We start from the raw sequence: 13,314 nt of genomic DNA on the forward strand, positions 1-13,314 counted from the left end.
TTTCTTCTTATCTTTTTTATGTTATAATCCTTCTACTATCTATGAAAAGGAAGTACGATTATGTATCCAACTAAAACGTTACGAGAAAAAATACGACTCTTTTTGATTATACTTATACCTATTCTCATCACGCAAGTAAGTATGTATGCGATGAACTTCTTTGACACGATTATGTCAGGAAAAGCAGGTGCAGCTGATTTAGCTGGCGTTGCGATTGGTTCAAGTTTATGGGTCCCTGTTCAAATGGGGGTTGTTGGTATATTAATGGCGATGTCACCTATTGTAGCACAACTTACAGGAGCAAAAGAAGCTGATAAAATCCCATTTACCGTTCAGCAAGGAATGTATTTGTCGATAGCACTCGGTATCTTGGTCAGTATTGTCGGCGCGTTTCTTATTGATCCTATTTTATCGATGATGGATCTGGAAGAACGGGTCCGGCATGTCGCTAAGTATTATATTATCACGATTGGACTCGGGATGATTCCATTTTTTATTTATAATTTATTACGCTCTTATATTGATGGGCTTGGTCACACTCGAATATCTATGGCGATTATTCTTATTTCCTTACCGCTAAATATTCTGTTTAATTATATCTTTATCTTCGGGAAGTTAGGCTTGCCTACTTTCGGTGGAATTGGTGCAGGGATTGCCTCTGCCTTAACCTTTGTTGTTAACCTGCTATTATCGATTTGGATTGTTCATTATGTCCGTCCATTTCGGGAACATCGGATTTTCAGAAACTTTTTGAAGCCTGATTTAAAAGAGTGGTTCAGCCAGTTACGATTAGGGATTCCAATCGGATTTTCCATCTTTTTTGAAGTCAGTATTTTTTCAGCGGTGACCTTTATGTTAAGTGTTTATAGCACCAACACAATCGCAGCGCACCAAGCAGCTATAAATTTTGCATCCTTCTTGTATATGATACCCTTGAGTATAGCGATGACTTTAACGATATCAGTAGGATTTGAAGTGGGTGCTAAACGATTTGTTGATGCAAAATCCTATTCTTATTTAGGCATTGTATCAGGTGTCATGATAGCATTTGTAGCTGGCGGCATACTTTACATTTTCGATGATCAAGTAGCACGCTTGTATAGTGAAAATCCTGAAGTGATTTCATTAACAAAGCAATTTTTATTTTATGCGATTTTCTTTCAATTTGCGGATGCATTTGGTGCTCCTGTTCAAGGGATACTTCGTGGGTATAAAGATGTTAATATTACCTTTTGGATGTCGCTTGTTTCCTATTGGTTAATTGGTCTGCCTAGTGGTTGGATATTTGCTAACTATACAAGTTTAGATGCATTTGGCTACTGGTTAGGACTAATTGTTGGTTTGTCAGCAGGAGCAATTACTTTATTTGGTCGAATGCAATATCTACAAAAGAAAATGATTAAGAGATCTACTTCATAATATTAAATTAACTGTAACAAACGAATTCTTTAATTAGAAAAATCCAAACGAAATCATTTGGATTTTTATGCATATTAGAAGGACAATGCGACATAACTCTTGTGGTAATTATGAGATATTTCATGCGCTTTGCAACCGCTCCGGCTTGTCCGTTTCCCTTTCCGCGGGTTTTTCTCCTCAGCTAACTTTTTAAGCAAAGTGCGCTTAAAAAGTGGATCTTCGGATAAAAACTTCCCGCAGGAGTGGAAACGGACGCCTGCGCTTTTTAATGCTTTACAACTCAAGTCAGAATAAAAACGTTGGCTTTATTCAATACCGACTATGAATTTGTTCTAATACTATTTTCATTAATAGCAATATAAGGTTATATTTAAAACAATCCAAACTGTTAGCATTTGCACTTTTTGTAGAGCATCATTCAGCGTAGGCGGCCACTTCCACTCCGGTGGGATTGTTTTCCCTGAAGATCCACTTTTCCACGCGGTCTTTGCTTGGAAAAGTTAGGTCGAGTAAGCGGGAATACTTTTATAACTTTAAGTATTCCTCACTCCTCACAGAACCGTGCGTGCGCTATTCACGCACACGGCTCTTCCTATCATCATTCACAGAATATACGATATATGACGCCTCAAGTCATATATGTTCGTTTTCGTTCTCGGATTTGGTAATGGGTATTTCACCAAAAATACTTCAAACTTCTCCCAACTGAAAGATTTCCGTTGACTCCTTCGATTCATCCATTTAAATAGTAGTTGTTTTATGCAGCGCAAAAAGTAGTGGACTTCGTGAGCATTATCCGTGATACAATAATAATTATAGTAGCCCACTAGCGATTGTTGGATTCGGCGCATGATGTCTTGAATATCCCTCGTTCGATTTGCTTTTAACCAAGCTTTATGTTGTTTAATCTTGGCCCGGACTTTCTTCTTACTACTTTTCCGTTTTACACGGTAATTACCTTTCTTGCTTTTACTACAATAGTGCGTAAAGCCAAGAAAATCGAACGTAGATGGTTTCTTCTTTCCGTCACGCTTTGCATCTTTCCAGGCATAAGGACCAAACGAGATAATCTTCGTTTTATCCTCTGCAATTTCTAGATGAAACTTACGTAACCTTTGAATCAGATTCGTGTAGAATCGGTTGGCATCTTCTTTGTATTGGAAACAACACACAAAGTCATCCGCATAGCGAACCATGTAGGCTTGACCCTTACATTGTTTCTTTACTGCTTTCTCAAACCATAGATCCAACACATAATGAAGATAGATATTCGCTAGAACCGGAGAAATGATACCCCCTTGCGGGGTTCCCCGGTCTGTATCGATAAATTTCCCATCTTCCATATAACCACCTTTTAGAAATCGAGCGATAATACGAAGTAAGTTGGGGTCATTGATACGATGGCGAAGAAACTTCATCATCCAATCATGACTCACATGATCAAAGAATCCTTTGATATCCGCATCTACTATATAATTGGTTTTCCGTTGTTCCATGTATACATTTAAAATCTTTAATGCATCATGGCAGTTTCTATTCGGACGAAAACCGAAGGAACAATCGAGAAAATCATTTTCATAAATGGCATTCAAAATCTTCGTAATACCCATTTGAACGATCTTATCTTCATGTTCGGGGATACCTAGTGGCCGTTTCTTGTTGGAACCCGGCTTGTCAATGTAAGAACGCTTGACCGGAATCGGTCGATAAGCCTTTCTCTTCATTCGTTTCACTAGGCCTTTGATGTTTTGGTCTAAATTCGCTTCGTACATTTCTTTGGTAGTGCCATTCACACCGGTTGCTTTACCTTTCGGTAATTGGTAATGGCACTGTTTCAAGTTACTTTCATTTAGTAAATGTACGAGAGAATTAAAGACAAGGTTCTTATCCGATTTTGCTAATTCTGTTATCCTATTAAGTTTCGTTTCCATAATACGTTCCACCTCTGGGTATGGATTATGTTTCTCTATCAAGGGTGATGACAGGTAACGGCCTTTCCTCCATCGGCATTACCCGACTTCATCAGTACTACGCCGTTATCCGACTTCCTTTAGGCATTTGACAGCCCTCACTTTATTATCGCTTGTTCGTCATTACTTTCTTTATCCGAAAGACCTAAAGGACCTCCCGAGTTACCGCAACATATCAATGTGTAACGTGCCAGGGTCTTCGACTCCGGAGAAGATAGCATTCTCTCACCTTTAACGAGAACCGTATTGTTGTCTTCTATGCTTCAGAACACATCGACCTTCTCGACTTTGGCTTTATTTCGGAGCTCCATGCCTCAGCCACTAGGGCTTTCCGGCCCGTTACCTAACTGTCTACGCTTAAAGGCAATGTGTTACCACTTGCCCTCCAAGACTCGCTACAAGTGAATGGTTAGTTCTTACTTGACGGGAATCCCACCCGCTATATGTTACGACCTATGCTCGGCCGCACCTGAAGGGAAAACCCCACGGAAAGGGAAGTGGGCAAGCCGAAGCGCTTACCACACACATACACCATTTCAAGACTACCACTAGAGTTATATCATAAAATCCTGCTATTGCGTAACAATACATCGTGTTTCAAGTTAAGAATAATATTTATGTGCCTACCCCTTTAAGTTCATTACAATTAACCGTTCTTCTGTCATTTCTTCGATCGAATATTTTGGTCCTTCTTTTCCACTACCACTGTCTTTAACACCACCATACGGCATTAAATCGACACGATATTGTGAGCCGTCATTGATCATAAATCCACCAACTTCGACACGTTTAGCAGCATAATAGGCTGTATCGATATTTTGTGTAAAAATACCACCTTGCAAGCCATAATCAGATTGATTTATTTCTTTAATACACTCATCTAAATCGTTATAGCTGATGACACTTGCCACTGGTGCGAAGATCTCTTCACATACGACACGCATCGATTTTGTTACGTCTGTGATAATAGTTGGTTCTAACAATGCCTCTTTACGTTTGCCGCCATGAGCAATCGTCGCGCCATCACTCACTGCTTCTTGAATCCACTCTTCTGCTCGTTTTGCTTCTTCTTCAGAAATCATTGGCCCAACGTCTGTTTCAGGATCAGATGGATCTCCTATTTTCAACGCGGAAATATGCTCCGTTAACTTTTCCATAAATGTATCCTTTATCGACTCATGAACATATATCCGTTGAACGGAAATACAAACCTGTCCTGCAAAAGCAAACGACTGTGCAGCTAACGTTTTTGCGGCTAGATCAATGTCCGCTTCTTTATCGACAATGACAGGTGAATTATTACCTAGTTCAAGGATCAAACGTTTCAAACCTGTTTCCTGCTTTAACTTCAGACCAACTTCAGCACTACCAGTAAAGGTATAAACAGCGATTCGCTCATCTTTCATCATCTGACTACCAACAGTTGAACCAGAACCGACTACAACTTGAAGTAAGCCCTTTGGTAGTCCTGCTTTGTCTAAAATTTCCGCAAGTTTCAATGATGATATTGGTGTTTTACTAGCAGGTTTTAAAACAACTGCATTTCCTGCCGCCAACGCTGGTGCTATTTTGTGTGCTACTAAATTTAATGGAAAATTAAAAGGACTGATTGCTCCAACTACACCTACTGGTACCTTTATTGTGAAAGCCATTCTATTTTCAGAACCTGGAGCAGCTTCAACCGGAACTCCTTCACCATGTATTCGTTTTGCTTCTTCCGCTGCCACTAAAAAGGTTTGAGATGTACGATCAATTTCCGTTCTTGCTTGTTTTAAAGGCTTTCCTGCTTCTTTCGTAATAATATTGGCTAACTCTTCTTTTTGTTCTGTGATTAATTGTGATGCTTTGTGCAGGATTTGATATCTTTCAAAAGGTGATAGTTTGTGTTGTTCAAACGCACTTGAAGCACTTGATATAGCTTTATCTACGACTTCTTCATCCGCCTTTGCAACTTGTGCATACACCTCTTGAGAATATTTATCTAATACTTCTAAGGATTCATTTGAATCCATCCATTTTCCATCTATAAAAAGTTTATATTGATTCATGATTAACACCTCTATTTTTAGTCTACTTTTGTTATTCCACTTTGTTACATTTTTAAACTCTAAAAAAAGAGAAGTCTCATGTTCAAAGACTCCTCTTATAATGGTTATTCACTTTACAAGAATAGACCTGCCATTGTTGCAGACAGAATCGAACCTAAGGTGGCTCCTATTAATAACTTCATACCAAATTTGGAAACGGATGCACCTTTTTCACTATCAATCCCTTGCACAGTACCTGCAATAATACCGATCGAAGAAAAGTTAGCAAAACTCGTAAGGAATACGGAAACTACTCCAAGCGTTTTTTCAGAGAATTCACCCATTGCTGCTTCTAGCTCGATCATTGCAACAAATTCATTCGTTATAATTTTTGTACCCATAATACCACCAGCTTGAATCAATTCACCAGGAGCGATCCCCATTAAAAATCCAATTGGTGCGAGCACATAACCTAAAATCTCTTGCAGCGTAGTTCCAGCAAAAATAGATGAAATAACCCAGTTCACTAATTCAAGTGACGCAATAAAAGCAATTAACATCGATGCAACGATGAGCGCTATTTTACCACCATCCAAAGCACCATTACCCATTGCTTCAAAAAAACTATTTGCGTCGGACACATTTTTCACATCCACTTCATCTTCTTCCTTAGGGACATTCACAGGTGCAATAATCGATGCGATGATAAGAGAACTGAACATATTTAGAGGTATTGCCACTAACACGTACTGTGCTGGCAACATTTGAATATAGGCACCGATAATCGAAGCAGAAACCGACCCCATTGCCGACGCACTTACAATATATAAACGATTATTATTTAAATGTCTAAATTGTGATTTTATCGCAATAATTGCTTCTGACTGACCAAAGAACATACTATTGACCGCATTAAAAGACTCGACTTTTGGTAAACCCGTTATTTTAGAAATTCCCCAGCCAATATACTTAATAATAAACGGTAAAACCTTCAAGTACGTAAGAACAGACAAGATGGTAGAAAAGAAAATAATAATCAATAACACATTAAAAAAGAATACAGACGCATTCTCTTCTACAGCAAGTCCACCTAATACAAAGGCAACCCCTTCTGATCCAAACTCGATTAGTTTATTAAAAACGTCAGAAATAAAATTAATTATTGCTTCACCTATAGGAGTCATAAACATAAACCATGTCGTTAACACTTGAGCCACCAGCATAATTCCGACTCCAATAAAGTTTACGTTTTTCCGGTCATTAGACATTGCATATGCGATGGCTAACGCAATAATTATGGCAAAAAGTCCTAATAAAATCCCCACAATTTTTCCTCCTTTAAAGAAACATGTTTACTTCTACCATACCCAAACAATGATAGAAATAATCACGTTTTCAAAAGGAGAAAAAAAGTCAGACTTCGAAACTTATAAGGAAATTACCAGCCGTGATTAATTAAGTCGATTGAAATGACTTTGCCACTTCTACTAGCTTCTCTTTGGTTAAGGATTTTTCGCTAGGACGATAAATTAAATGATAAGTAATACCATTTTTTGTCCATTTCAAAGTCTGTGAATAGGATTGGTTTTGGTAGTAGCCTTTTACATCATCTGTTATTTGGATTTGATTAAAGTCTTTTGGTTCTTCCATTACCCCATTTAAGAATTGAATGGTAAATATATCATTTTCATTTGTAAACACGGTAATATCAAAAGCTTCTTGTCCACTTTCTTCTATTCGGAAACGGTCTGTCACAAGAATTTCAGCAGGTACCGGAATATAGGATGGTAATTCCGGATTAAATTCTAATACTTCGACTGCATCCTCAATTTCATTTTTTTCGTAGGAATAAAAACCGTCTGGAACGGCAGATTGAGTGTTACATCCTGTTAAGATAACAATAAACAAAATAGTTGCGATTACCTGCTGAAAAAACCTCATACTTGTCTTCCTCCAATATAGTGAGACTTCCTTAATAATTATTTCGTATACTATTAGACGATATATATAACTAAAAAGTTTCAAAAATAAGACCTTTCATCATTATTCTTTAAATAATCATTATTCATCTCTAACTGTGTTAGTACTATTGTACTTCTTATAATGATTCTTACACAATAGAAAACGTCGATACTATTTAGCATCGACGTTACTTTTATGAAAAAAATGTTTCATGGCATAAAAAACATCTTCTTTATTACGTAATACGTATTGTTTAAAGCGCGGGTGTTCGATCTCTTTAAAGGCTTGCATTAAGGTGGAATAACGATTGTATTGATTTACTTCACCATAACAAAACATACTAGCACTTTCTAACAATTGGTATACCGCTTCTAATGACCTCCTATTATCGGAGGTAAGATTATCTCCATCCGAGAAGTGAAACGGATAAATGTTGTATTGACTTGCGGGATACTTCTCATCTACTAATTCTAATGCTTTTCGATAGGCAGACGAACAGATGGTGCCACCGCTTTCTCCTTTTGTAAAAAACGATTCTTCATCGACGATTTTTGCTTCTGTATGGTGGGCAATAAACTCAACATCGACCGTTTGATATTTTTTTCTTAAAAAGCGAACCATCCAAAAATAAAAACTTCTTGCTACATACTTTTCGAACTGTCCCATGGAACCACTTGTGTCCATCATTGCTAATACAACCGCTTTTGATTCAGGTTTTTCAATATTGTCCCACGTTTTATATCGTAAATCATCCGGGTAAATGGGAGCGAAAGATGGCTTTCCTTCTAATGCATTTCTCCTGAAAGATGCAAGCATCGTTCGTTTTTTATCAATATTACCAGTTAAACCTTTTTTGCGAATATCTCGGAATTCTACGTCTGTAATCGTAATATTATTTTGTTCTTTCTCCATCAAATTGGGCAATTCTAATTGTGAAAAGAAAGTTTCTTCCACTGTCTCAAAATCTACTTCTGCTTCATAATAATCAACACCAGGTTGATTACCTGCTTTCTCACCTTGTTGGCCTTTTTTTGTTTGTTGGGCATCTTCAGCTACGACATCACCTATTTTACTTTCACCATCCCCTTGACCAACATGTTTGTTTTTGGATTGGCTGTAACGGATTTTATACTCATCTAGTGAACGAATTGGGATACGAATAATTTCTTTCCCTCGTGACATTATGATATTTTCTTCACTAACAATATCTGGTAACTTGTTTTTGATAACTTCTTTTATTTTGTCTTGATGTCGTTTCTGATCATCAAACCCTTTTCGATGGAGGGACCAATCTTCTTCAGCAATTACAAAGTTCGTATCAGTCATCAAATCCCCTCCTCCGCTTGTATTATTTTATTGTATGCAGCGAAGCAAAGAATGATTAAGCATTTTTGCCAGAAAATTTTATAAAGTGAGATTTCAAGCGGTGGAAGGTTTGAGTTTTTTTCATTACTTTGTCCATAAGATCCTTTATTACGGACACTTTTACATGATTTCTCACTTTTTTGTCCATAAGACCCTTTATTACGGACACTTTTACACGATTCCTCGCTTTTTTGTCCATAAGATCCTTTATTACGGACACTTTTACGCGATTCCTCACTTTTTTGTCCGTTAGATCATCATGGAAATTCAACTTGAAGCTTGTCCACAAAAAAAGCACTCACCTAATTTATTAGATGAGTGCTTAAGTATTAACCTTCTAGTAAAAGATCATATGGGTCTTCTAGTAATTGCTTGATACGTACTAAGAATTGAACAGCTTCTTTCCCGTCTACAATACGATGATCATAGGATAAAGCAATATACATCATTGGTCGAACTTCAATGGAATCATCTGGCATTGCTACAGGTCGCTTTTGAATCGTGTGCATTCCCAGAATACCAACTTGTGGTGAATTTATGATAGGTGTGGATAGAAGTGATCCGAATATCCCTCCATTGGTAATTGTGAAAGATCCACCTTGTAAGTCACTAAGTTGTAATTCTTTATTTTTTGCTTTTGTTCCAAGTTCAGCGATTTCAGATTCAATTCCTGCAAAATCTAATCGATCAGCATCACGAACGACTGGTACAACTAAACCATCATCAGTAGATACGGCAATACCGATATCATAGAATTTTTTCTTGATAATCTCTTTTTCTTGAATTTCAGCATTTAGATAAGGGAAGTCTTTCAATGCACTAACAACTGCTTTTGTAAAGAAAGACATAAATCCTAATTTGATACCATGCTTCTCTGCAAACTTATCTTTTCGTTCACTACGAAGATTCATTACTGCTGTCATATCTACTTCATTAAAAGTAGTAAGCATGGCAGCATTATGTTGTGATTCTACAAGCTTACTTGCTATTGTTTGACGACGGCGGGACATTTTTTCTCGTTCTACCGGCTTATCAAATTCTTGCTTCTCACTTGAAGTATCCGCTTTTTTGTCTGATTTCGTTTGCTTTGGTTGTTCTTTAGACGATTTCGCAGAATGCTCTACATCTTCAGGACGAATACGACCTAGTGGGTCACTTGGTGTAATGTCATTCAAGTCAATACCAAGTTCACGCGCTCGTTTTCTCGCTGCAGGGGATGCAACTACTTTTTGTTGTTCCCCTGCTTTTTTCGGTTCTGTTTGTTTTTTATCAGCTGGTGCTTCTTTTTTCGGTTGTTCTTTTGGTTCCTCTTTTGCTTCTTCAGTATTTGACTCAGCTGAAGAACCGCTACTAGCTTCACCATTTTCATCAATTTTTGCGATGACTTCTCCTACTTCTACATCATCACCTTCACCTTTGACAAACTCGGTGATTACACCTGAATAATCAGCATTAACTTCTACATTTACTTTATCTGTTTCCAGCTCACAGATAGGATCACCTTTCTCGACGGAATCACCTTCACTAACTAACCATTCCGCTATCGTACCTTCCGTAATGGATTCTGCTAATTCTGGGACTTTTATTTCCTTCATTTGGTTTCTCCTCCTTCAGACAACTCTACTGCTCTTTTTACGATGCGACTCTGTTCCGTCTTGTGAATATGTGAATCACCTACAGATGGTGATGAACGCTCTGGACGACCTTCATAATGTAATTCTAATTGACTGTCTTCAATCATTCTAAACAATAATTCTTTTACAAAATTCCAAGCTCCCATATTACGTGGTTCTTCTTGAACCCATACCACTTCTTCTAAGTTAGGGCAACCATTTATCACTTCTTGAATTAGTTTTTCAGGGAATGGATAAATCTGCTCTAAACGAAGTACATGGATATCAGTGAATGCTTTCGGATTTTCATTTATTTTATCAGCAATATCTACCATTACTTTACCTGTTCCTATTAGTAAGCGTTTAGCTTTTTTCGATGTTAAATCTTGACCAGGTTGCGGCATCAATGGTTTAAATTTACCTTTTGAAAATTCTTCAATACTTGAAACTACTTTTGGACTACGTAATAAGCTCTTAGGTGTTAATACGATTAACGGACGAGCTGCCTCACTATCCGCCAATGCTGCTTGCCGTCTTATTAAATGGAAAAATTGAGCACTTGTCGTTACATTTGCTACAATCCAGTTATTTTCTGCTGCCATGGTTAAGAATCTTTCCACTCTTGCGCTTGAGTGTTCTGGACCCTGTCCTTCATATCCATGAGGTAATAGCATAACCATATTTGAACGTTCATCCCATTTTGCACGTCCTGATGAGATAAATTGGTCAAAGATAACTTGACCAGCATTAGCAAAGTCTCCGAATTGCGCTTCCCAGATGACTAGTGTTTTTGGTGCCTTCACACTATATCCATACTCGAAACCTAATACTGCAGTTTCCGATAGTGGACTATTATGAATGTCAAAAGTTGCCTTCGCTTCATCTAGACCGTGCATCGGGCAATATGTGTCACTTGAATCGACATCGTGTAGCATTAAATGACGATGTGCGAAAGTTCCACGTTCAGAATCTTGCCCTGTAATACGAATTGGAATTCCATCTTGAAGAATAGAAGCATATGCTAACGCCTCACCAACTGCCCAATCCGCTTTTTCTTCTTTTTCAAACGCGTTATGCCGCTTAGATAATATCTTTTCGAGCTTCTTAAAGGATTGAAAACCTTCAGGCCGTTTTAATAACCCTTTATTAAGAGAAAGGAGTAATTCCTTTGGTACTGCCGTTTCAATATCACTTAATCCTTGACGTAATGCTTGTGGAACGGGCATTGCTTCCGGATTTTCATTTACACTTTCCGTCATTTCATCATAAATACCTTGTAATTTATTAAAAACAGCTTCTTTCATTTCTTCATGAGTATTTTCATTTAAGATGCCTTCTTTTTGTAAACGTTTCGCATAAACAGTTGCACATGTAGGATGATTATCGATCGATTGGTATAGTTTAGGTTGCGTTGCTCGCGGTTCGTCCATTTCATTATGACCATAACGGCGATAACCAACTAAATCAATTAAGATATCTTTCTTGAATTTTTTACGATAATCGTATGCTAACATAGCGGCCGAAATACATGCTTCAGGATCATCTGCGTTCACATGGATAATTGGCACTTCAAAACCTTTGGCTAAATCACTAGCATATCTAGTTGAACGACCTTGACGCTGGCCAGTCGTAAACCCAACCAAGTTGTTAGCAATAATATGCAAAGTTCCGCCAGTACTATATCCAGGTAATGCACTTAAATTAAATGTCTCTGCTACCACGCCTTCCCCGATAAATGCAGCATCTCCATGAATGAGAATACTAAAAGCTTTTTCGGGATTTTGCTCAGGGCTACCTTTTTGAAAACGAAAGTCTTGTGCTGCTCTTGTAAAACCTTCCACCACTGGATTTACAAATTCAAGGTGGGAAGGGTTGTGTGCTAATGTAATTCTTGTTGGTGATGGTTTTTCTTCACCTACGTCTCTTTTTGCACCAAAATGGTATTTAACGTCCCCTGTCCAACCATATGTAATGGCTCTTGATCCAGGTGAAGATGGGACTAATTCCTTATCTGCTGAAGGATGAAATTCTGAAAATAATTTATCATATGGCTTACCTAAAATATGGGTTAATACACTCAATCTCCCACGGTGTGCCATCCCCATTAAAATTTCTTCCGTTTCATCGTGAAAGGAATTTTGAACCATTCGGTCTAAGATCGGGACCATCATTTCTAAACCTTCAATAGAAAAACGTTTCTGTGCCACGAAGGTCTTGGCTAGAAAATTCTCAAATCCTTCTACATCTACAATTTTTCCTAGTAGCTCTTTTTTCTCATCTTCAGAAAAAGGAAAACGATATTTCCCAGACTCAATGTTTTCTTGGAACCATAAGCGCTCATCGTCATTGTTAACATGGTCATATTCAAATGAAATCGTACCTGCATATTGATCCATTAAATAATCAATCACTTGTTGCGCATTCTCTACGCCTTGAACAGATGTATCCCAAACCCATTCAGACGGAATCGCTTCCAAAACCTCTTTAGACAAGTTGTAGTGTTCTGGATCTACAAGCGTTGTATCACTTGAAATTCCAGATCCCACAGAATAAATTTCTGCTTTCAAATGCCCATAACGACGAATAGCCTCAACAAGCTTAATAGCTGAGGTTAGTTGTTTTGCACTTATTTCAGATGATAAGCCCTTACTGCTTGCTACCTCTGCTTGTTGTCCTTCGGTTATTTCTTTTGGAGCTCCGTACTGATCAAACATTGATTTTAGGGATGGATCTACAGAGTCCTCATTTTCCAAATACAGCTCATACTGTTCTTGCACGTATCCCATATTGGGACCGTAAAATTTTTTCCAGAATCTCTCACTGGATTCCTGCTGTGTCACGTCTTATACCCCCATTAGAAGTCACTTTCTCCTGCTAAACTTAACTCCCATCCAAATGTTGTAACAATAAATCATTACATCAATTAATATAACCTATTTTACCTAGGGAAACAACATA

General features: G+C 37.8%; 8 protein-coding genes. 1 reads left to right on the top strand and 7 read right to left on the bottom strand.

All coding sequences use genetic code 11. From position 1 onward, the window contains the following. Window positions 1-60 precede the first annotated feature (60 nt). On the top strand, window positions 61-1,419 hold the full coding sequence (locus BN3107_RS14360) for an MATE family efflux transporter (protein WP_058308331.1): 1,359 nt from the start codon (window positions 61-63) through the stop codon (window positions 1,417-1,419). A 602-nt stretch (window positions 1,420-2,021) separates the two neighbouring features. On the opposite strand, the gene ltrA is transcribed toward BN3107_RS14360, so the two are convergent. The 7 genes from ltrA to BN3107_RS14400 form a co-directional block, all read right to left on the bottom strand. Beyond that, window positions 2,022-3,350 carry a group II intron reverse transcriptase/maturase gene (gene ltrA / locus BN3107_RS14365; RefSeq protein WP_058308332.1) on the bottom strand — a complete coding sequence of 443 codons (1,329 nt, stop codon included), beginning with the start codon at window positions 3,348-3,350 and terminating at the stop codon, window positions 2,022-2,024. A gap of 662 nt (window positions 3,351-4,012) precedes the next feature. Further along, on the bottom strand, window positions 4,013-5,437 hold the full coding sequence (locus tag BN3107_RS14370; protein WP_058308333.1) for an aldehyde dehydrogenase family protein: 1,425 nt from the start codon (window positions 5,435-5,437) through the stop codon (window positions 4,013-4,015). Between the two features lie 113 nt (window positions 5,438-5,550). Beyond that, window positions 5,551-6,741 (bottom strand): NupC/NupG family nucleoside CNT transporter, encoded by a 1,191-nt coding sequence (locus BN3107_RS14375; protein ID WP_058308334.1) that lies wholly within the window; start codon window positions 6,739-6,741, stop codon window positions 5,551-5,553. A 130-nt stretch (window positions 6,742-6,871) separates the two neighbouring features. Further along, window positions 6,872-7,357: a hypothetical protein gene (locus BN3107_RS14380; protein WP_058308335.1), complete on the bottom strand. Its 486-nt coding sequence runs from the start codon at window positions 7,355-7,357 to the stop codon at window positions 6,872-6,874. Window positions 7,358-7,549: 192 nt separating this feature from the next. Then, complete coding sequence (yhbH, locus tag BN3107_RS14385) at window positions 7,550-8,704, bottom strand: sporulation protein YhbH (protein WP_058308336.1); 1,155 nt, start codon at window positions 8,702-8,704, stop codon at window positions 7,550-7,552. Window positions 8,705-9,072: 368 nt separating this feature from the next. Then, on the bottom strand, window positions 9,073-10,338 hold the full coding sequence (gene odhB, locus BN3107_RS14395) for a 2-oxoglutarate dehydrogenase complex dihydrolipoyllysine-residue succinyltransferase (protein WP_058308338.1): 1,266 nt from the start codon (window positions 10,336-10,338) through the stop codon (window positions 9,073-9,075). Continuing rightward, entirely contained in the window at window positions 10,335-13,142 is a 2,808-nt protein-coding gene (locus BN3107_RS14400) for a 2-oxoglutarate dehydrogenase E1 component (RefSeq protein ID WP_058309255.1), read from the bottom strand. The genes odhB and BN3107_RS14400 overlap by 4 nt, the downstream gene beginning before the upstream one ends. Window positions 13,143-13,314: the final 172 nt, after the last annotated feature.

Origin of the sequence: Gracilibacillus massiliensis (assembly GCF_001458115.1) — a bacterium.
GTDB classification, from domain to species: domain Bacteria; phylum Bacillota; class Bacilli; order Bacillales; family Amphibacillaceae; genus Gracilibacillus; species Gracilibacillus massiliensis.